General features: G+C 44.9%; 23 protein-coding genes. 21 read left to right on the top strand and 2 right to left on the bottom strand.

Annotation, left to right across the window (positions count from 1 at the left end; all coding sequences use genetic code 11):
- Window positions 1-99: 99 nt before the first annotated feature.
- On the bottom strand, window positions 100-966 hold the full coding sequence (locus NL646_RS07745; RefSeq protein WP_025526353.1) for a DUF72 domain-containing protein: 867 nt from the start codon (window positions 964-966) through the stop codon (window positions 100-102).
- Window positions 967-1,239: 273 nt separating this feature from the next.
- Between NL646_RS07745 and aspS the strand changes: the two genes are divergently transcribed.
- The 21 genes from aspS (at window position 1,240) to NL646_RS07640 (ending at window position 20,673) form a co-directional block, all read left to right on the top strand.
- Window positions 1,240-3,018 carry an aspartate--tRNA ligase gene (gene aspS, locus NL646_RS07740; RefSeq protein ID WP_253664057.1) on the top strand — a complete coding sequence of 593 codons (1,779 nt, stop codon included), beginning with the start codon at window positions 1,240-1,242 and terminating at the stop codon, window positions 3,016-3,018.
- A gap of 128 nt (window positions 3,019-3,146) precedes the next feature.
- A complete protein-coding gene (gene ruvC, locus NL646_RS07735) occupies window positions 3,147-3,668 on the top strand; it encodes a crossover junction endodeoxyribonuclease RuvC (RefSeq protein ID WP_005457261.1) in 522 nt (173 codons plus the stop codon).
- 121 nt (window positions 3,669-3,789) lie between these two features.
- Window positions 3,790-5,241 (top strand): methyl-accepting chemotaxis protein, encoded by a 1,452-nt coding sequence (locus NL646_RS07730; RefSeq protein WP_023585411.1) that lies wholly within the window; start codon window positions 3,790-3,792, stop codon window positions 5,239-5,241.
- Window positions 5,242-5,319: 78 nt separating this feature from the next.
- On the top strand, window positions 5,320-5,934 hold the full coding sequence (ruvA, locus tag NL646_RS07725; protein WP_005486097.1) for a Holliday junction branch migration protein RuvA: 615 nt from the start codon (window positions 5,320-5,322) through the stop codon (window positions 5,932-5,934).
- A gap of 21 nt (window positions 5,935-5,955) precedes the next feature.
- Complete coding sequence (gene ruvB / locus NL646_RS07720; RefSeq protein ID WP_005457270.1) at window positions 5,956-6,960, top strand: Holliday junction branch migration DNA helicase RuvB; 1,005 nt, start codon at window positions 5,956-5,958, stop codon at window positions 6,958-6,960.
- Window positions 6,961-7,420: 460 nt separating this feature from the next.
- Complete coding sequence (gene cydA / locus NL646_RS07715) at window positions 7,421-9,007, top strand: cytochrome ubiquinol oxidase subunit I (RefSeq protein ID WP_005457265.1); 1,587 nt, start codon at window positions 7,421-7,423, stop codon at window positions 9,005-9,007.
- Window positions 9,008-9,024: 17 nt separating this feature from the next.
- Window positions 9,025-10,161, top strand: a complete 1,137-nt coding sequence (gene cydB, locus NL646_RS07710; protein WP_005483614.1) for a cytochrome d ubiquinol oxidase subunit II — start codon at window positions 9,025-9,027, stop codon at window positions 10,159-10,161.
- 12 nt (window positions 10,162-10,173) lie between these two features.
- On the top strand, window positions 10,174-10,281 hold the full coding sequence (gene cydX, locus NL646_RS07705) for a cytochrome bd-I oxidase subunit CydX (RefSeq protein ID WP_000270284.1): 108 nt from the start codon (window positions 10,174-10,176) through the stop codon (window positions 10,279-10,281).
- Window positions 10,274-10,576, top strand: coding sequence for a cyd operon protein YbgE (gene ybgE / locus NL646_RS07700; protein ID WP_005495828.1), 303 nt, complete (start codon window positions 10,274-10,276; stop codon window positions 10,574-10,576). Before cydX ends, ybgE begins: the two co-directional genes overlap by 8 nt.
- 172 nt (window positions 10,577-10,748) lie before the next feature.
- Window positions 10,749-11,168 carry a tol-pal system-associated acyl-CoA thioesterase gene (gene ybgC / locus NL646_RS07695; protein WP_005483618.1) on the top strand — a complete coding sequence of 140 codons (420 nt, stop codon included), beginning with the start codon at window positions 10,749-10,751 and terminating at the stop codon, window positions 11,166-11,168.
- A complete protein-coding gene (tolQ, locus tag NL646_RS07690) occupies window positions 11,158-11,856 on the top strand; it encodes a protein TolQ (protein ID WP_005485405.1) in 699 nt (232 codons plus the stop codon). The genes ybgC and tolQ overlap by 11 nt, the downstream gene beginning before the upstream one ends.
- Before the next feature lie 3 nt (window positions 11,857-11,859).
- The gene (locus NL646_RS07685; RefSeq protein ID WP_005485411.1) at window positions 11,860-12,303 is read left to right on the top strand and encodes an ExbD/TolR family protein; all 444 of its coding nucleotides are present in this window, start codon (window positions 11,860-11,862) and stop codon (window positions 12,301-12,303) included.
- Between the two features lie 12 nt (window positions 12,304-12,315).
- Window positions 12,316-13,386, top strand: a complete 1,071-nt coding sequence (tolA, locus tag NL646_RS07680) for a cell envelope integrity protein TolA (protein ID WP_005485402.1) — start codon at window positions 12,316-12,318, stop codon at window positions 13,384-13,386.
- 10 nt (window positions 13,387-13,396) lie between these two features.
- Window positions 13,397-14,749 carry a Tol-Pal system beta propeller repeat protein TolB gene (tolB, locus tag NL646_RS07675; protein WP_253664056.1) on the top strand — a complete coding sequence of 451 codons (1,353 nt, stop codon included), beginning with the start codon at window positions 13,397-13,399 and terminating at the stop codon, window positions 14,747-14,749.
- A 30-nt stretch (window positions 14,750-14,779) separates the two neighbouring features.
- Complete coding sequence (gene pal, locus NL646_RS07670) at window positions 14,780-15,304, top strand: peptidoglycan-associated lipoprotein Pal (RefSeq protein WP_005459802.1); 525 nt, start codon at window positions 14,780-14,782, stop codon at window positions 15,302-15,304.
- A gap of 15 nt (window positions 15,305-15,319) precedes the next feature.
- A complete protein-coding gene (gene ybgF, locus NL646_RS07665) occupies window positions 15,320-16,075 on the top strand; it encodes a tol-pal system protein YbgF (protein WP_020904002.1) in 756 nt (251 codons plus the stop codon).
- A 211-nt stretch (window positions 16,076-16,286) separates the two neighbouring features.
- Window positions 16,287-17,348, top strand: a complete 1,062-nt coding sequence (gene nadA / locus NL646_RS07660) for a quinolinate synthase NadA (protein ID WP_005459805.1) — start codon at window positions 16,287-16,289, stop codon at window positions 17,346-17,348.
- Window positions 17,349-17,466: 118 nt separating this feature from the next.
- Window positions 17,467-18,510 (top strand): ion channel, encoded by a 1,044-nt coding sequence (locus NL646_RS07655; protein WP_025502392.1) that lies wholly within the window; start codon window positions 17,467-17,469, stop codon window positions 18,508-18,510.
- On the top strand, window positions 18,510-18,926 hold the full coding sequence (locus NL646_RS07650) for a DUF350 domain-containing protein (RefSeq protein WP_253664055.1): 417 nt from the start codon (window positions 18,510-18,512) through the stop codon (window positions 18,924-18,926). The genes NL646_RS07655 and NL646_RS07650 overlap by 1 nt, the downstream gene beginning before the upstream one ends.
- An 8-nt stretch (window positions 18,927-18,934) precedes the next feature.
- Window positions 18,935-19,504 (top strand): DUF1190 domain-containing protein, encoded by a 570-nt coding sequence (locus NL646_RS07645; RefSeq protein ID WP_025541142.1) that lies wholly within the window; start codon window positions 18,935-18,937, stop codon window positions 19,502-19,504.
- A 2-nt stretch (window positions 19,505-19,506) separates the two neighbouring features.
- Window positions 19,507-20,673 carry a glutathionylspermidine synthase family protein gene (locus tag NL646_RS07640; protein WP_253664054.1) on the top strand — a complete coding sequence of 389 codons (1,167 nt, stop codon included), beginning with the start codon at window positions 19,507-19,509 and terminating at the stop codon, window positions 20,671-20,673.
- A gap of 72 nt (window positions 20,674-20,745) precedes the next feature.
- On the opposite strand, the gene NL646_RS07635 is transcribed toward NL646_RS07640, so the two are convergent.
- Window positions 20,746-21,357: a YecA family protein gene (locus tag NL646_RS07635; RefSeq protein WP_005459839.1), complete on the bottom strand. Its 612-nt coding sequence runs from the start codon at window positions 21,355-21,357 to the stop codon at window positions 20,746-20,748.
- Window positions 21,358-21,407 lie beyond the last annotated feature (50 nt).

Raw genomic sequence — 21,407 nt, 5'->3', positions numbered from 1 at the left:
AAAAACTATTAGTCTAGTTTTCAAAAAACGTCAGGCATCAAAAAAGGCGCGTATTTTATGAGAAATTCGCGCCTCTGTCATGCGTTGAGCAAATTATTGTTAGAACATCTGTAACTGCGAGTTGCCATCATTGGCAGGGAAGGGGGCTAAATCTGGCAGGGCGACATGCTTTTGTAGATTCTTGTAAATGTTCGCTGCCAGCTCAGGCGCAATAATATTATCTGCTGTGTGAATCATCACATATGGTTGTTTACCTTCCGCAATCCATTGTGGCAATTTACTTAGCCAAGGCACAAAGAAGTCGTAATTTTTTTGTTCTTCCGGATGGCCAATAAAACGAATCATCGGGTGTGAAGCGGTTGCAATCGCATGAACGGGAACTTTGGGCTTCTTCATTTGAGCATCAATGATGGCTTCATTGTTAGGCTTTGCCGCAAACACAGGGCGGCTATCCATGATTATTCGGTCAATACCGTTTTCCACCAACCACTGATTAAGCGCTCGCTCTTCCTCGCCTTTGGAGAAAAAGGCCATATGACGTACTTCTACGCCCAGTGGAAAGTTAGGCGGGAAACTGGCGCAAAACTTTTTCAAACGTTCAAGATACTCTGGGCCAAAAGCTGCTGGGAGTTGGATCGTCCATTGACCGACGCGCTCATGCAGGGGCTCCATGATTTTCATAAAATCACGAAGTTGCTCGTTGCAGCCTCTTAGCATTTGTTCATGAGTGATAGCCTTAGGGAGCTTAAACGTAAACTTAAAATCGTCGTGCGTTGCCGCTTTCCAATTTTGCACCGTGTTGTGTGTCGGCGTGGCGTAAAAGGTGGTATTTCCTTCCACAGTATGAAATACCTGAGCGTATTTTTCTAAACGCTCAGCAGGTTTAGTTCCACTACCGTAAAAGCTTTGTTGCCATTGGTTGTGAGACCACATGGTTAAACCAAGTCGAAGGGGTAAATTATCCATCATTCTTTATTGTTTGTATCTCCTGTACGCACTTTACGAGAGTTTTGCTGAAATAGGTAATTTCACGCTATAATCCCCACCAATTTTTTCGCTTTGGTGGGCTTTTGAACATTTGTTGTACTAAAAACCACCAGGGAATGATAAAACACACTTAATTGTATGTTGAGTAGTCGATTTTCATAGACTTTCAGCGTATAACGGAATCTTTACTCTGCTCGGCAATGAGGCTGACAGAGCGTAGTTAACAATATTTGAGAGATTGGGAATTTCATTATGCGTACCCATTACTGTGGTCACCTGAACAAGTCCCTTGCAGGACAAACTGTAGAACTTTGCGGCTGGGTTAACCGTCGTCGTGATTTAGGCGGTCTTATTTTCATTGATATGCGAGATCGTGAAGGCATCGTTCAGGTAGTTGTAGATCCAGATATGGCGGATGCGTATGAAGTGGCTAACACACTTCGTAATGAATTCTGTATCAAATTGACGGGTGAAGTTCGCGTTCGTCCAGAAAGCCAAGTAAACAAAGACATGGCAACAGGTGAAGTTGAGATCCTTGCGAAAGATCTTGAAATCATCAACCGCAGTGACGTTCTGCCTCTAGACTTCAACCAAAAGAACTCAGAAGAGCAACGTCTGAAGTACCGTTACCTAGATCTACGTCGTCCAGAAATGAGCGACCGTATCAAGCTACGTGCTAAAGCGTCTAGCTTTGTTCGTCGTTTCCTAGATGACAACGGCTTCCTAGACATCGAAACACCAGTACTAACCAAAGCGACACCAGAAGGCGCGCGTGACTACCTAGTACCAAGCCGTGTTCACAAAGGCAGCTTCTACGCGCTTCCTCAGTCTCCACAGCTATTCAAACAGCTTCTAATGATGTCTGGTTTTGACCGTTACTACCAAATTGTTAAGTGTTTCCGTGACGAAGACTTGCGTGCAGACCGTCAACCAGAATTCACTCAGATCGATATCGAAACGTCATTCATGACGGCTGATCAAGTTCGTGAAGTAACTGAAAAAATGGTTCGTGAAATGTGGCAAGAGCTACTGAACGTTGACCTAGGTGAATTCCCAGTAATGCCATTTAGCGAAGCGATTCGTCGTTTCGGTTCTGATAAGCCAGACCTACGTAACCCACTAGAGCTAGTAGACGTTGCAGACCTAGTAAAAGACGTTGAGTTCAAAGTATTCTCTGGTCCAGCGAACGACGAAAAAGGCCGTGTTGCAGTTATCCGTGTACCAGGCGGTGCAGAGTTAACTCGTAAGCAAATCGACGGCTATGCAGAATTCGTAGGTATCTACGGTGCAAAAGGTCTAGCATGGATGAAGGTTAACGACCGTGCGGCAGGTGTGGAAGGTATCCAATCTCCTGTAGCTAAATTCCTAAGCGAAGACGTAATCAACGGTATCCTAGATCGCACTCAAGCGGAATCTGGCGACATCATTCTATTTGGCGCAGACAAAGCTAACATCGTTGCGGAAGCACTAGGCGCACTTCGTCTTAAACTAGGTAAAGACCTAGGTCTGACTAAAGAAGGCACTTGGGCTCCTCTATGGGTTGTTGACTTCCCAATGTTCGAGGAAGACGACGAAGGCAACCTACACGCGATGCACCACCCATTCACATCACCTCTAGGTGTGACAGCGGAAGAGCTAAAAGCGAACCCAGCAGTAGCGAACTCAAACGCATACGATATGGTGCTAAACGGCTACGAAGTGGGCGGTGGTTCTGTACGTATCCACAACGCAGAAATGCAAGCTGCGGTATTCGATATCCTAGGTATCGATGCAGAAGAGCAACAATTGAAATTCGGCTTCCTATTGGACGCTCTAAAATTCGGTACGCCTCCACACGCTGGTCTTGCATTCGGTCTAGACCGTCTAGTCATGCTGCTATGTGGTACTGAGAACATCCGTGATGTTATCGCGTTCCCGAAAACAACAGCAGCGGCGTGTTTGCTAACAGATGCTCCAAGCATTGCAAACCCAGCGGCTCTAGAAGAACTAGCGATTGCGGTAACTGCAGCGAAAGCAAAAGACGCAGAATAAGCGCACAACAATTAAAGAAAAAACTCCCGCACCTGCGGGAGTTTTTGTTTTAATGGGATATATCCAAACGACTTAAGAATGCTTGGGTTTAGATTCCAATAAAAATAGCGAGTTATTTAGGACGCTTCATGTCAATTATTTTGGGTATTGACCCAGGTTCTCGTATTACTGGTTATGGCGTTATTCGCCAGCAAGGCCGTCATCTGCAATATCTCGGCAGTGGGTGTATTCGTACCTCAGAAAAAGAATTGCCAGGTCGGCTTAAGCAAATCTATGCCGGCGTTACGGAAATCATCACCCAGTTTCAACCAGACGTATTTGCAATTGAGCAAGTGTTCATGGCGAAAAATGCCGATTCTGCTCTAAAGCTAGGGCAGGCTCGCGGTAGTGCGATTGTTGCGGCGGTGAATGCGGATCTTCCTGTGTATGAGTATGCTGCACGCCTAATTAAGCAAGCTGTAGTGGGGACTGGTGGTGCAGACAAAGTGCAAGTTCAGCACATGGTGCAGCACATGTTAAAATTACCTGCAAAGCCTCAAGCCGATGCCGCGGATGCACTCGGTGTGGCAATTTGTCATGCCAATACGAACAAGACTTTGGTTGCGCTCGCAGGCAAAGCAAGCAGTGCGAGAAAAGGGCGTTATCGCTAGACTCTCACCGTACTAAAAATGAGACACCTCAGACAGATTTAAGGAATAAATTTGTTGTGAAAATGTTACAAAACTATAGTGGTCGGATGTCTGATAAGAAATCAATCAAGGAAGATTGAACATGAATCCAGCCACGCTGTGGCGCAGTGTATTTATGCCGCGCCAACCTCAATGGACGAGAACGCAACAACGTCAAGCTGACATCCTCTCTTTATTTACCTTCATCGCTTTTCTGGTCGGAATTTATAGCTTAATTAAGTGGTTCAAGCATGGACACGAAAGCTTGATCTTAACTTCTATCATTCTGATTACTCTTGAGCTTATTTCCGCTTCTAGTCTCAAATGGTTTAAGCAACCTGCGTTATCACTGAACCTTGGTTTTGTCGGGATGTCGGTGCATGCACTCAATATCATTTATCAAAGTGGTGGTGTGGTTGATTCAACTCAAACTTATTGGGTGCCTTTGTTGGTTGTCGCTTTCTTCTTATCTGGCACTCGTCTTATCGCTATTGCTTGGAGTGGCGTGGTGATTGCCATTTCCGCCTTAATGACACATCAGCATGTTTCAGGTTTTGAGTTTCCTCAACTGGTATTATCGGAAGCTTCTCAGCGATTAGAAATTTGGTCTGGTACCGTATTGCCGCTGGTGGTGATTTGTATCGCTCAGGCATTTACTGCTAAGCAACGTGATGATGCGATTGAAAATGCCGAAGCAGCAAAAGTCGAAAGTGAACAAGTCGCCAAAAAAGCAACAGAAGGTGAACTGCATCTGGCTGAAGTATTGGAACAAGCTAATTTAAATTCGATAGAGCTGAAATCTGTTTCGCAAGCGCTTGATGAGCAATCATCGCAGTTGGATGAGCAAGTCAATGCACTCAACGTGAATAGTGAATCTCAAGCAAGTGCGGCAGAGCAAATGAGCCAACAAGTACATCACATGGCCACAGGGATTGAAGAGTCGAGCAAGTTTGTGGAAGAGCTGCGAGAGAAGAGTGAAGACGTTCATCAACAAGCAGAGAAAAGCTCGGAATTGCTGGAGGATTCTACCCAAGCGATCGGCCAGATCATTACTAGCCATGAAGAAATCATGAAAGTGGCAGACTTGATTACCTCTGTCGCAGAGCAAACCAACTTGCTGGCTTTAAATGCGGCAATCGAAGCGGCGCGAGCAGGAGATCAGGGCAGAGGTTTTGCTGTGGTTGCCGAGCAAGTACGAGAGCTATCAGCGAAGAGTAGCCAGTCCGCTATTGAGATTCGACACTTACTTGATCGTAGTGAGCAAGAAGTGAAGCATGGTCAAGACGTGGTGACGTCAAGCACCGAGAGGATGAACAATATCATTCAGCAAGTGACGACGATATCTCATGACGTACAAAGTTTATCAAGCATTATGGCAACGCAAATGACAGCGCTAAAAGAACTTGATGAAGCGAGTAGCGAAGTGGCGAATGGTGTAGTGAATACAAAATCCATTGCCGAGATTGTGGCTCAATATGGCAAAGAGCTCAGCGGTCAAGTTGTTGCTGTCCGGACGCTCACACAACAACTTGATCAAGTTGTCTCAAAAATCTAACCCCACAGCATAAAGGACTGGATGTCTATCCAGTTCTTTATTATCCTGTCGCAAATTCATTTCCAAAGAGTATTTATAGTGATTGGACGTCTTCGCGGCATTTTGCTTGAAAAGCAACCACCTGAAGTTTTAATTGAAGTTAACGGCATTGGCTATGAAGTTCAGATGCCAATGAGCTGTTTCTACGAACTGCCAAATATCGGCGAAGAAGCGATTATTTATACTCATTTTGTTGTGCGTGAAGACGCGCAATTGCTTTACGGTTTTAATACAGTAAAAGAGCGTGCGCTATTCCGTGAAGTGATCAAAGCAAACGGCGTTGGCCCTAAACTTGGCTTAGGTATTCTTTCAGGCATGACAGCGAGCCAGTTCGTGTCTTGTGTAGAGCGTGAAGATGTTTCTACGCTTGTGAAGTTACCAGGTGTTGGTAAGAAAACCGCCGAGCGTTTGGTCGTTGAAATGAAAGACCGCTTAAAAGGTTGGGGAGCTGGCGACTTATTCACGCCGTTTACTGATGCCGCTCCTACTGACTCGGCTGCCGCTTCGTCAAATAGTGCAGAAGAAGAGGCGGTCAGCGCACTTCTTGCTCTAGGCTACAAGCCAACTCAAGCGTCGAAAGTAGTTTCTCAAATTGCTAAACCGGACATGAGCAGCGAGCAGCTGATCCGTGAAGCACTAAAATCAATGGTGTAACGGAAAGTTCAAGGTAACAGTATGATTGAAGCCGATCGTTTAATCGCTCCTGAAAATCCAGCGTTTCGTGATGAAGATGTTATTGACCGTGCTATTCGCCCTAAAAAGTTGGCGGATTACCAAGGTCAGGATCATGTCCGTGATCAGATGGAGATTTTCATCAAAGCGGCACAATTGCGTAGTGAGGCGTTAGACCACCTACTTATTTTTGGCCCTCCAGGTTTGGGTAAAACGACGTTGGCAAACATTGTTGCTAACGAGATGGAAGTGAACATCCGTACTACTTCTGGACCTGTTCTCGAAAAAGCAGGCGATTTGGCTGCGTTGTTGACCAACCTTGAGGAAAACGACGTGCTTTTCATTGATGAGATCCATCGTCTTAGCCCTATGGTCGAAGAGGTGCTGTATCCGGCAATGGAAGATTACCAATTGGACATCATGATTGGTGAAGGCCCGGCCGCACGTTCTATCAAAATTGATTTGCCACCATTCACATTGATTGGTGCAACGACGCGTGCGGGGTCTTTGACTTCTCCGCTGCGTGACCGTTTTGGTATTACTCAGCGTCTTGAGTACTACAAAGTGCAAGATCTACAGAACATTGTTCAACGCAGTGCAGATTGCCTAGGGTTGTCGATGGAGCCAGAAGGCGCGTTAGAAGTTGCTCGACGAGCTCGTGGTACGCCTCGTATTGCAAACCGTCTATTGCGCCGTGTCCGTGACTATGCAGAAGTGAAGGGCAACGGACATATTTGTGCCGATGTTGCTGACAAAGCGCTTAATATGTTGGATGTGGATGCTCAGGGCTTCGATTACATGGACCGCAAGCTTCTTCTCGCTATCATGGAGAAATTTGGTGGTGGTCCAGTTGGACTCGACAATATGGCTGCCGCTATTGGTGAAGAGAAAGACACCATTGAAGATGTGCTAGAACCATATTTGATTCAGCAAGGCTATTTACAACGCACTCCCCGAGGAAGAATCGCCACTGATCGCGCTTATTTGCATTTCGGAATTGAAAAATAAGATTCTAAGGCTGAGCAAAAATGCTCAGCCTTTCACCATAAGTGACCAACCTCTCATTTATTGAATTTCTTCTAATACTAATTAGGTAAGAAAAAAGCACTGATTGTTAACTCGATGTTTGCATGCAACTGGTTAATTTCTCTCCTGATTACTCTCTCTTAACATACGCTTCTAATACGGGTTGATCTGGATCAATGTGATGGATTTTTGTGCAAATTCAGCGCATAAACATTGATGTATATCAAAGCGCATTCCGGCTATAAACCTTTTGAAACAATCTGTTTTTACAAGTAATATTAGCTCCAGCTATATTAGCTGATGCTTAACAATTAACTAACCAATGAAGCACATTTTTGCAACAAAGAGTTGTGATAATTCAACAATTTTCAAGTGTGAATAACACCTGGATATGGATTGCAATATGTAGAGAGTGTCATTCAGCCGACACATAGGAGTTACCATGATTGACGTAGTTGATCTATCGCGGTTGCAGTTTGCACTAACAGCGATGTATCACTTCCTATTCGTACCATTGACCCTTGGTATGGCCTTCCTTTTGGCCATTATGGAATCGATGTACGTAATGACGAACAAGCAAATCTACAAGGACATGACCAAGTTCTGGGGTAAGCTGTTCGGTATTAACTTTGCACTTGGTGTGGCTACCGGCCTTACCATGGAATTCCAGTTTGGTACTAACTGGTCGTACTACTCCCACTATGTAGGTGACATCTTTGGTGCGCCGCTGGCGATCGAAGCACTTGTCGCTTTCTTCCTGGAGTCAACTTTTGTTGGTCTATTCTTCTTCGGGTGGGATCGTCTATCTAAACGCCAACACTTAGCTGTTACTTGGCTTGTGGCGCTGGGCTCTAACTTCTCTGCTCTTTGGATTCTTATCGCAAACGGCTGGATGCAAAACCCAGTAGGCGCGGACTTCAACTTCGAAACCATGCGTATGGAAATGGTAAGCTTCTCTGAAGTTGTACTAAACCCAGTTGCTCAGGTTAAGTTCGTGCATACGGTTGCTTCTGGTTACACTTGTGGCGCAATGTTTATTCTAGGCATCAGTTCATACTACCTATTAAAAGGTCGTGATATTGCGTTTGCTCGTCGTTCATTTGCTATCGCTGCATCTTTCGGTATTGCTGCGATCCTATCAACCATCGTTCTTGGTGACGAATCTGGTTACGAGCTTGGTGAAGTTCAAAAAGTGAAGCTTGCTGCAATTGAAGCAGAATGGCACACAGAACCAGCTCCAGCAGCGTTTACGTTGTTTGGTGTTCCTAACCAAGAAACCATGCACACCGATTACGCAATCAAGATCCCTTACGTAATGGGTATCATCGCGACACGTTCTTTTGATGAGCAAGTGACAGGTCTTCGCGACCTTCGTGATGAGCACGTTGAGCGTATTCGTGGCGGTATGTACGCTTACGAACTTCTTGAGAAACTTCGTGCTGGTGACAAGTCAGAAGAAAACATGACTGCGTTTGATGAAGTGAAAGGTGACCTAGGTTACGGTCTACTTCTAAAACGCTACACAGACAATGTTGTTGATGCGACAGAAGAGCAAATTCAAGCTGCTGCGGATGATTCAATCCCAACAGTATGGCCACTATTCTGGTCATTCCGTATCATGGTTGCTTGTGGCTTCATCATGTTGTTCGTATTCGGTGCGGCATTTATCCAAACATGTCGTCAAAAAATCGAACAAAAACAATGGATTCTTAAAGCTGCACTATTGAGTATTCCACTTCCGTGGATTGCGATTGAAGCGGGTTGGTTCGTCGCTGAGTACGGTCGTCAACCATGGGCTGTTGGTGAAATTCTTCCTGTGCACGTTGCGGCTTCAGCATTGACTGCAGGTGAAATCTGGACGTCACTATTCGCAATCTTGGCGCTATACACGGTATTCCTGATTGCAGAAGTTTACCTAATGTTGAAATTCGCTCGTAAAGGTCCAAGCAGTCTGAAAACTGGCCGCTACCACTTTGAGCAAAACGCTGACTCTGTTGAAGACAAAGTTAGCCGCCAAGTAGAAGCGTAAGGTAAGGAGATAACAAGATGTTTGATTACGAAATCTTGCGACTCATCTGGTGGGTACTAATCGGTGTTCTACTAGTTGGTTTTGCAGTAACAGACGGTTTCGATATGGGTGTAGGCGCGCTTGTACCTATTATCGGTAAAAACGACACACAACGTCGTGTAATGATTAACTCAATTGCCCCTCACTGGGATGGTAACCAAGTTTGGCTTATCACTGCTGGTGGTGCATTGTTCGCCGCTTGGCCTTTGGTTTACGCAACGTCATTCTCAGGCTTCTACTTAGCAATGATCCTGACGCTAGCAGCACTTTGGCTTCGTCCTCTGGGCCTAGATTACCGCTCTAAGATCGAAGAGCCAAAATGGCGTAATACTTGGGATATCTGTATCTCAATCAGTGGTTTTGTTCCGCCAATCATCTTTGGTGTGGCGTTTGGTAACCTTCTACAAGGTGTTCCATTCCAATTGAGCGAGTTTTTGATGCCAACATACCATGGCTCATTCTTTGGCCTGCTAAACCCATTTGCTCTGCTTTGTGGTCTGGTTAGTTTGTTCATGATTTTGATGCAAGGTTCTACTTGGCTACAAATGAAAACAACGGGTGAAGTTCACACACGTGCTCGCAACGTTGCTCAAATCACGGGTCTACTAACAGTCGTTGCGTTTGTTGCCGCAGGCTTCTGGGTTCAAAACATTGACGGTTACGTGATTGTTGGTGGCATCGACACAAATGCAGCTTCTAACCCTCTAAACAAAGAGGTAATCCGTGAAGCTGGTGCGTGGATGAAGAACTTTGAAAACTACCCACTACTATGGGCTGCTCCTGTACTAGGTGTTGCAATGCCGCTGCTTGCTGTATTGTCATCTCGTCTTGAAAAGTGTGCGATTTCGTTCATCACTTCAAGCCTAGGTGTTGCTGGCGTTATCTTTACTGCAGGTTTTGCGATGTTCCCATTCATCATGCCTTCAGATCTAATGCCAAGCCACAGTCTAACAATGTGGGATGCAACATCATCTGAGTTGACTCTGAACCTGATGACAGGCGTAGCGTTTGTTATGGTTCCAATCATCCTTGGTTACACGTCTTGGACTTACTACAAGATGTTTGGTCGCCTTGATGATCAGTACATTGAAGACAACAAAAACTCACTATACTAAGGAGCAATTACTATGTGGTATTTCGCATGGATTCTAGGTGTACTACTTGCTTGTGCATTCGGTATCATCAACGCTCTTTGGTTAGAGCACTCAGAAATGATGGACAAAGACAGTGAGTAATCTCGCTGACAAGGTAGCGAAGTTTCACGAACCAATGGATAAGACTCTGTTAAGAGTCTTATCCCTCATCCTTGGCTTTATGCACGTAGGATTGGTGATGTGGGATCCAGAAGCGTACCATCAAGCGATTGGTGGCTTTAACGCAGTGATCGCCCCGGCACTTATTTGGGCATTGTGCTCAAGTATGGTGTTCGGAGTAGGCTTCAAACCGAGAAATTGGTACTGGCAATTGTTGTTTAGCCCTTACTTCTCGTTAGCTATCTTAATTTATCTAACTGCGCTTTATTTCATGTAAATTGAATTACATTGCAATAAAGTTGGTTATTAAATCATCGAGTAAAAGCCGGGCAGTTTGTCTGGCTTTTATTTTTTCTACAAAAATCAAAAATATTCCTTCCGTTCAGTACCAATTACTGTTGCTTCAGTTATAGTAACCACTTTAAAGAATTGAATATATTGGTACTCCCTTGCAAGGCACATCAAATCCCTTCCGCTGGCCGATCACCGTGTACTATGAAGACACCGATGCGGGCGGCGTTGTATATCATTCAAACTATTTAAAATTCTTTGAGCGCGCGCGTACCGAGATGTTGCGTGCAAAAGGCATTTCTCAACATGTGTTACTGGAACAAAATATTGGCTTTGTTGTCCGACACATGGATATCGATTTCAAACAAGGGGCGAGACTGGACGAACAGTTGACAGTATTAACCCGAGTGTCAGAAATAAAACGTGCGTCTTTGCAATTCTGTCAAGAGTTGGTCAATGATCAAGGCAAGATATTGTGCAAGGCCTTTGTTAAGGTAGCATGTATCGATAATAAGAAAATGAAACCAATAGCTATTCCAACATTTATCAATTCGGAGCTAACAAATAGTGACTGCTGATATTTCCATTTTAGATCTCTTTCTTCAGGCCAGTCTGTTGGTAAAACTTGTGATGCTGACATTGCTAGGCATGTCAATCGCGTCATGGGCAATGATCATCAAGCGCAGCAAAGTGCTTTCCCAAGCATCAAAAAATGCAGAGCAATTTGAAGACAAATTCTGGTCAGGTACAGACCTTTCCCAACTTTACCAAAAAGTGAAAGGGCGCAAAGACGAGATCGCAGGTACAGAAGAAATCTTCTACGCAGGTTTCACAGAATTTGCTCGTTTACGTAAGAGCAATGCGAACTCACCAGCATACATTATGGAAGGCACAGGTCGCGCGATGCGTGTTGCTGTTGCGCGTGAAGTTGATGAGCTTGAAACAAGCCTACCTTTCTTAGCAACTGTCGGTTCAATCAGCCCATACATTGGTTTGTTTGGTACTGTTTGGGGCATCATGCATGCGTTTATCGCACTGGGTGAAGTGAAACAAGCAACGCTTTCCATGGTTGCCCCAGGTATCGCAGAAGCGTTGATCGCGACTGCTATGGGTCTATTCGCAGCAATTCCTGCGGTAATGGCTTATAACCGACTAAGCAACAAAGTAAGTAAGCTGGAACATACTTACGCGACATTCTCAGAAGAATTCCACAGCATCCTTCATCGTCAAGCGATGGCTGGCCGAGACAGCGCGGATAAGGAATAAAGCATGGCGGGTTATCAACCTAAAAAGCGAAAAATGACGGCAGAGATTAACGTCGTTCCTTATATTGACGTAATGCTTGTGCTGTTAATTATTTTTATGGCGACCGCTCCGTTTGTAACTCAAGGCGTAGATGTCGATCTACCAAAGACATCAAATGCAACTCCTGCTCAAGAACTTGCAGGGGATACCGATAGCAGTTTTATCATCATTGAAATCGATCGTGACGGCAATTTAGGCCTAAGCGTGAACGATGAAGAAGTGCAACGTGGTCTTTCACTGCAAGATGTCATTGTTCGAGTTAAAGCAGAGCGTTCCATCAAACCTGATTCACCAGTTGCAGTAGGCGGCGATGCAGCGACGCCATACGCTGATGTTGTCCTTTTACTTGATGAATTGAGTCGTGCTGGAATCCCTAAAGTAGGGCTCCTGACCGATATTAGGGAATAAACGTCAATATTCATGAAAGACAAAAAGAAACAATCGAAAGAGTACACTAAACCGATAGTCATATCGGTAGGTCTGCATGCTCTCTTGGTAGCAGCATTGCTCTGGGGTACTGATTTTGCGATGACCAAGCCTGAGCCAACTGGACAGATGGTTCAGGCTGTCGTGATAGACCCTAAACTGGTGCAACAACAAGCGAAAGAAATTCGTCAGCAGCGTGAAAAAGCGGCCAAAAAAGAGCAAGATCGTCTTGATAAATTAAGACGTGAGGCGGAGCAGCTTGAGAAAAACCGTAAGGCTGAAGAAGAACAAATTCGTAAGTTGAAAGAACAGCAAGCGAAAGATGCAAAAGCGGCCAGAGAAGCTGAAGCGGCTCGCAAGCAAAAAGAGCAGGAACGCAAAGCAGAAGAAGAACGAGTTCGCCAAGAAAAAGAGCGTGCAGCTAAACTTGAGAAAGAGCGTAAAGCGAAAGAAGAAGCTGTACGTAAAGCAGAGCAGGAACGTTTAGCCAAAGAAGCGGCGATTGCCAAAGCGGAACAAGAGCGAGTAGCTCGCGAGAAGGCGGCAAAAGAAGCGGAAGAAAAGGCAAAACGTGAACGCGAGGCGGCTCAAAAAGCGGAACAAGAACGCATTGCGAAAGAAAAAGCGGCAAAAGAAGCTGCGGAAAAAGCGCGTAAAGAAAAAGAGCGCCTTGAGCGTTTAGAACGTGAGCGTAAAGAGCAAGAAGCTGCACTGGATGATATTTTTGCTGGCCTAGAAAGTGAAGCGAGTGCAAACCAACAGGCTCAGGGGAAATTTGTGGCTGATGAGGTTTCCCGCTACAGTTCAATCTATATTCAGCTTATTCAAAGCCGATTGCTAAAGGATGACTACCTATTGGGAAAGGAGTGTAGAGTTAACATTAAGCTGATTCCTACGGGAACTGACATGATTGTTTCGTCAGTTAACGTGCTTTCTGGTGACTCTAGAGTATGTGCAGCTGCAAAGAGTGCAATTGCACAAGTACCAAGTTTCCCGATGTCAACCGATTCAACAGTTAACCAAAGGCTGAAGGATATTAACCTTACGGTCGCACTACAACAATAAGGGATAAGCCGTGATTAAACGTCTTTTACTAGGAATGTTTGTACTGCTAGGCAGTCTAACAAATGTAGCGCACGCTGCATTGGAGCTGGTCATTACTGATGGTATTGATTCGGCACGACCAATTGCTGTTGTTCCCTTTAAATGGGAGGGCAGTCAACCACTTCCTACCGACATTTCTGCTGTCATTGCATCTGACCTACAGCGCAGTGGTAAGTTCAGCCCAGTGCCAACTAATAAAATGCCACAAACGCCATTCAATGAATCAGAAGTTAACTTTGATTCGTGGACAAGCCTTGGTGTAGATGCGCTGTTAACTGGCTCTATCAAGCAAAATGAGCAAGGCGATTACGTTGTAAATTACCAGCTTGTTGATGTGGTACGCGGTCAGTTAACTGGTGGGCAGAGCAAAGCTCTAGGGAGTGACGGCGAGCTTGTTTTATCTAAAGACCATGTTTTGTTTAACAAAGTGGCTACGGTAAAAGGCCCTCGTATGCGTGAGTACGCTCACCGTATTTCCGACCTTGTCTATGAACAACTGACTGGTGAACGTGGCGCATTTATGACTCGTATTGCCTACGTGGTTGTAAACGACAAAGACCGTTTCCCGTACCAGCTTCGTGTTGCTGATTACGATGGTTACAATGAGCGATTAGTATTGCGTTCTAAGCAGCCTCTGATGTCTCCTGCATGGTCTCCAGATGGGCAGAAACTTACGTATGTAAGCTTCCAAAATGGCCAAGCAGAAATTTTCATCATGAACATCTATACCGGTGAACGTGAAAAAATTACGTCATACCCTCGCCATAATGGTGCGCCAAGATTCTCTCCTGATGGTAACAAGTTAGCGCTTGTACTGTCTAAGACGGGCACTCTACAGGTGTACACTTTTGATCTGAAAACTCGCAAACTCACCCAAATTACGCGTAGCAGATCAAATAATACTGAACCGTTCTGGCACCCTGATGGCAAATCGCTGATTTTCACATCGGATAGGGGTGGTAAACCACAGATTTATCAAGTAAATTTGGGCAGCGGTTCTATCGATCGCTTGACTTGGCAAGGTAGCCAAAACTTGGGTGGTCAAATCACACCTGATGGCCGATTCCTAGTAATGGTGAATCGCAGTGATTCAGGTTTTAATTTGGCGAAACAAGATTTGGAAACTGGTGCTCTTCAAGTCTTAACTAAGACTCTATTAGACGAGTCTCCGAGTATTGCCCCTAACGGTGGCATGGTTGTGTATAGCTCGATTTACAACAAGAAAAACGTACTATCGATGGTGTCAATTGATGGTCGATTTAAAGCTAGATTACCGGCAACAAATGGGCGTGTGAGAGCGCCTGCGTGGTCACCGTTTTTGTAGTAATAAGTTTGATTAATAAAGGAAAATAAGATGCAACTGAACAAGGTTCTAAAAGGGCTACTAATCGCGCTTCCTGTAATGGCTATGACTGCGTGTAGTTCAAGCGACGACGCAGCTTCTAACACTGGCGCAGCAACTAACAACAATGCTGCAGCAGAAACAACAGTAGCGACGCCGATCGATCAAAGCGGTCAGCTAACTGAACAAGAGCTAAAAGAGCAAGCACTTCGCGAAACTCAAACAATTTACTTCGCGTTTGACAACTCTACAATTGCAGGTGATTACGAAGAGATGCTAGCAGCTCACGCTTCTTACCTAAGCAAGAACCCTGCTCTAAAAGTAACGATTGAAGGCCACGCTGATGAGCGCGGTACTCCTGAGTACAACATCGCTCTAGGTGAGCGTCGTGCTCAAGCAGTTGCTAACTACCTACAAGCGCTAGGTGTACAAGCAGATCAAATCTCAATCGTTAGCTACGGTGAAGAGAAGCCACTTCTTCTAGGTCAATCAGATGAAGTGTACGCTAAAAACCGTCGCGCGGTTCTAGTATACTAATTCGAGGAAATCCTCATGTTCAGTAACACTAAGCGCGCTGTTGCGCTTACGTTACTGGCAAGTGCAGCGAACTTCGCGTTCGCTGCACCAGCTCCAGTATCCGATCTCAACAGCACATCCTCAGTCTCTAAGAGCCGTTCATCTGAAACGGAAGTCGAGCGATTAGAGCGTCTACTACAAAATCGCAACCGTGTTCAGCTCCAAATGCAAGAGCAGATTGACCAAATGTCACAAGAGATCAGTGATTTGCGTGGTCAATTAGAGCGAAATAGCTATGAAATGCAGCAAATGTTGCAGCGTCAACGTGAGTTGTTTGTCGAGCTTGACCGTATTCGCGGTGAGATGAAGTCGGCACCGGTAAAAGAAACCAAACCAACAGAAACTAGTGGTAAATACACGCCAAATGTTGATGAGCAAACGGCATACCAAAATGCGGTTGACTTAATCCTTAAAAAGCGTGACTACACTGGTGCAATTGCTGCGTTCCAGCAGTTCCAGAAAGACTATCCTGATTCCACATACTCAGCGAATTCACACTATTGGTTAGGCCAATTGTACTTTGCTAAGAAACAGGATAAAGACGCGGTTAAAAGCTTTGCTGCGGTAGTGTCTTACAAAGACTCTAACAAACGAGCTGACGCCTTGCTTAAGTTAGGCGAAATCGCAGAGCGTAATAACAATGCCGCTCAAGCGAAAAAATACTACCAACAAGTTGTCGATGAATACCCAGGTAGTGCGTCGGCTAAACTGGCTGGCTCAAAGCTGAAATAAACACCATTCTAAAAAGGAAGCTTAGGCTTCCTTTTTCTTTTTAGATGCCTTCTGCTTTTTTAATTTCTTACAAAATTGCCATGTATAATAAAATGCCACATGCAACAAATATATACGTCTAGACCGCTAGAAATTCTAGTTACAGGTTGGTTTTTGAAAATTATCGAGGTTACAATACGCGGATTAAAGGAAGTTGCGTAGAGCAAGAGCAATGAGCCACATATTAGATAAAATCGACACTGTTTACCCATTCCCACCAAAACCAATTCCGTTAAGCGAAGAAGAAAAATCGTCTTATATCGCGAGTATCAAAGAGCTGCTAAAACAAAAAGACGCAGTGCTGATCGCGCATTACTACACCGATCCTGAAATTCAAGCACTAGCGGAAGAAACAGGTGGTTTTGTTGGGGATTCACTAGAAATGGCTAAGTTTGGTAACCGCCACCCAGCAAGCACACTGATTATTGCAGGCGTACGTTTTATGGGTGAGTCGGCTAAAATTCTGACACCAGAAAAACGAATTTTAATGCCAACGCTGGAAGCGGAATGTTCACTTGATCTAGGTTGTCCGGCGGACAAATTCAGTGAATTCTGTGATGCACACCCAGATCATACGGTTGTTGTCTACGCAAACACTTCTGCGGCAGTGAAAGCTCGTGCTGACTGGGTGGTCACATCAAGTATCGCGCTTGAAATCGTGGAACATTTAGACGCTGAAGATAAGCCAATTATTTGGGGACCAGACCGTCATTTGGGCTCATACATTGCCAATAAAACGGGCGCAGATATGTTGCTTTGGCAAGGTGAGTGTGTAGTGCATGATGAATTTTCTGCTGATGCACTTCGTAAGATGAAGAGTGTTTACCCAGATGCTGCGATTCTTGTTCATCCAGAGTCACCAGCAAGTGTGGTGGAATTGGCTGATGCTGTCGGCTCTACAAGTCAGCTTATCAAGGCTGCGAAAGAACTCCCTCACCAACAAATGATCGTGGCAACGGATAAAGGCATCTTCTTTAAGATGCAACAACTGGTGCCAGAAAAAGAACTGATCGAAGCGCCTACTGCTGGTGCTGGCGCGACTTGTCGCAGCTGTGCACACTGTCCTTGGATGGCAATGAACGGTTTGAAAGCGATTGAAAAAGCGCTTAGTGAAGGTGGAGAAGAGCACGAAATCTTCGTAGATGAAGCGCTACGAGTGAAGTCTCTCATTCCACTGAACCGCATGCTAGACTTTGCTGAGCAGCTAAATATGCAAGTGAAAGGTAACGCGTAATCACTTCTATTTATTAAGATAAATCCCAAAAAACCAGCCGAATATGGCTGGTTTTTTTGTTTTTGATTATCAATGGTTTAATATTGATTGATTTTGTAAATGCAGGGATCGGATATTTATGGCTGTGTGGCTAGTAGTTAAAAAGTGGCTTAGTTCGCACCTATTTAAATTAAGCAACCGAAACCTTCTTGTTATTAGCATTTTGTACATCAGTTTATCGTGGGGGTTTTTGGCTCTTGCGGGTGAAAAAGCGCTAACGGACAACTTCTCCAACTTCATTTATTACCTCATGGTTACCGCTAGTACGGTGGGCTATGGAGATCACTCTCCGGTCACAGACTTAGGGAAGTGGGTTGTTGTGTTGTTTGTTATTCCCGGTGGCTTGAGTTTGTTTGCTGCGTTACTGGGGCGTGTAGCTGGTTCTGCAATCGATTATTGGCGAGCGGGTATTTTGGGTAAACGGAGAGTGAGAGTGGAAAATCATATCGTATTGCTTGGGTGGAACGGGTCGAGAACAATGCACCTGATTCGTATGTTGCAACACGAAGAAGAAGGCAAGCGCCCTATCGTGTTGTGTAGTCGCTCTGATATTGAAAACCCATTGCCGGGTGAGATTCATTTTATCAAAGTGACCAGTTATACCGACGCACAGGAAATGCAGAACGCCAACATTACTGATGCGAGTTGTATCATTGTTGATAATCTTTCGGATGACATTACGCTCTCCGCTGCGCTTTATTGTGCCTCTGTGAATCCTGACGCACACTTGCTGGCTTATTTTAAAGACGACGCCTTAGGTCGATTGCTCAGTCAGCATTGCCCTAAAGCAGAGTGCATTCCTGCCGTAGGAGCAGAAATGTTGGCGAAAGCGGCAGTAGACCCTGGCTCTAGTGCCTTGCACCAAGAATTACTGGCATCCACCCGTGGGATGACACAGTACTCAGTCATTTATCCTGAGAATCAACCTATTACAACCATTGAGAGCATCTTTGGCTTTATCAAAAAGCGTCACCACGCGACGTTGATTGCGTTTGATATCGGCAACGGTATCCAACTCAACCCAGATTTAGATGCGGAAGTGCCACCGGGTACCAAGCTGTTTTACATTGCAGATGAACGTATTGATGATTTTGCATGGAAAGAAATGAACAAGGAACAATAATGCACATGATTGCCGGCCTGTTAGCAGGTTTTCCAAACTTTTTACTCTACTTCTCAGTATCCGTTATTTTTGTTTTGGCGTTTAAGTTCATCTACGTCAAGCTTACGCCTTATGATGAATGGCATCTGATCAAGGAAAAGCAAAATACCGCAGCCGCAGTGGCGTTGAGTGGCGCTTTTCTGGGTTATTGTATCGCGATTTCGGGTGCGGCAAAAAACTCAGTCAACATTGTCGACTTTATGGTTTGGGGCGTTGTTGCCATGCTTGCGCAAATCATCGCATTTGCCATCGTGCGTTTTATGTTGCTGCCAAGAGTTACTGAGCGTATCGAAAAAGATGAGCTGCCTGCAGGCATTGTACTTGCGGCGGTTTCTATATCGGTCGGCATGTTGAATGCTGCTTGTATGACGTACTAGGAGGAACGATGAAGCGCAGTTCCAACGTTAAACGTTCTTCCATGGATAAAAGCTTAAAGCTTGGAAAAATCATACCGTTCGCGGCATTTGGCGGAATTTTCTTTCTTGCGACCCAAGAATCAAAGACTGAAGGCTACATTTTTTCTGACGCCGATGAATGTAAATCCAACTCGCCAGAGTTTAGTGAGCAGTGTGATATTGCTTACCAAGAGGCATTGGCTCGTGCTGAACGAAATGCTCCTCGTTATAACAATGAATTCGAATGTGAAAACGACTTTTACGAAGACGATTGTTACTACAGCTCAGGCTCTCGTGCTTATGTCCCTCATTTTGGCGGCTTTTTCTATAGTCGTTCAGTTAATGATTTGAAAGGTTACAACAAGAGTTATTATTCGGAACCGATGTACCGCTATAAGTCCAAATTTTATAACGGTGCAGGCCAGTTTTTTGGCTCCTATCGTAACCAGTCGACCAAAGTCGCGACCAGTAACTTAAACAAACGTGGGGGCGGAACCATTGGAAGAGCCATGTCTCGAGGTGGATTCGGGAAAGCGGTTTCGGTCAGTCGTGGCGGTTGATTATGTTTCGACGAGAGATACAAGAGCGAGAAAACTGGCGTGAATTAGCACGCCAGTTTGGTTTTGGTTTTCATTCTATGTATGGGCAACCGTATTGGGATGAGAGTGCTTACTACCAATTTACGCTGGAGCAAATCGAGCACGACCTAGAATCTCCCACTGAAGAACTGCATCAGATGTGCTTGTCTATTGTGGATGAGGTGGTTCGCTGTGAGCAACTACTGACGAAATGTGCGATTCCTGAGTTGATGTGGGAACAGGTAGCGTCTTCGTGGCAACGAAAAGAGCCTTCACTCTATTCTCGTTTGGATTTTGCGTATAACGGAACATCACCAGCAAAGCTACTCGAAAACAATGCCGATACACCGACAAGTTTGTTTGAAACGGGTTTTTGGCAATGGGTGTGGCTGGAAGATGTAGTTAACAAAGGTCGAATTCATCAAGCTGCGGATCAATTCAATATTCTTCAAGACTTTCTAATTGAGCGTTTTGCGGAGATAGCCAAATATCAACCGGGACAAACTCTCCACTTTAGCTGTTGCAAGTACACAGAAGAAGATAAAGCGACTGTCCAGTATTTAGAAGATTGCGCGCGCGAGGCGGGGCTAGCGACAGCTTTTGTGCACCTCGAAGATATTGGTGTAACGGAAGACGGAAAGTTTGTGGATGTGGACGAACGAGCCATTCGTTGGATGTTCAAACTTTATCCTTGGGAATTCATGTTTGAAGAGGAATACGCGAAATACTTAGCGACTGCAAATGTCAACTGGCTAGAACCCATGTGGAAATCGATTTTATCCAATAAAGCACTTTTGCCATTGTTGTGGGAACGCTTTCCAAATCATCCCAATCTTTTGCCTGCCTATTTTGCTAATGACCCAAAAGCGAGTTGTTTGAACGATTATGTCATCAAACCGTTATTCTCACGGGAGGGGGCGAATATTGAGATCGTCAAAGATGGAAAGCGCTTGGTGAAAACGCCGGGGCCTTATGAATCGAAGTTCAATATCGTTCAGAAATATCATCCGTTGCCTAAGTTTGGGCAGAACCATACGTTAATCGGTAGTTGGCTCGTCAATGATAGAGCGGCGGGTATTTCGATTCGTGAAGACAGTAGCCTAGTGACACAAGATATGGCGCGCTACATTCCACATGTGATTTTGACGTAATGAAAAAGCTCTCCATTCGGAGAGCTTTTTCATATCAGATGTTCAATTTCAATGATCAACGATTACGTTATTTTATTGCTCTTCAGCCAACGCAACACCGCGTTGAGTAAGACCACATAGCATCACAGGTATAGCATTGAAGATCTCTTCAAATTGCTCTAAGCCTTCCATGCCTTGCTCTGCAAGCGTTGCAATGGTGGTTTCTGGATCGTACAACATGGTAAGAGAGAGCAGCACTCCACCCAATAGGGCACTGTCTTCGCTGTCTTCTGGCATTAACGTTTCCCAATCATCACGTGTCAGTTGCCAACCTTGAAGTACACCTTCACAGAAATCACGAGTACTTGCTGAGACAATGTCTTGCTCATCGAGAGTACAACCTTCAGGCCATTGCCAAGAACCTTCTAGCAAAGCTGGTCGAGTTTGGTTCCACATTTGTACAATTTCATCAATGTACAGTTCTAGTTGTTCACCATCTGAGAAAGGTGCAGTCTCTTCGCCGCCCCATAAGAATGGCAGCCACTCTTGAGGGTTCAACACGTTTGGCGCTGATGCCATCGCGGTTACAAAGCCTTGAGTTTTCGCTAGGTTTAGTAGTTTTCCATCAAGTTCTGGAAGAGAAAGCATGTCTTGTAGTTTCAAAATAGAATACCATTTGTTAATGGGCTGATTGGTTGCGCTCATCTTACCAATCAATCAGTGATAAATCGATATTAGGGAATGATTCGTCTACA

The organism is Vibrio sp. Y20_XG_PY13, from assembly GCF_024181925.1.
Classification (GTDB): domain Bacteria; phylum Pseudomonadota; class Gammaproteobacteria; order Enterobacterales; family Vibrionaceae; genus Vibrio; species Vibrio parahaemolyticus.
The sequence above is the reverse complement of the archived record's forward strand: the minus strand, read 5'-3'. Positions and strand labels throughout refer to the sequence as shown.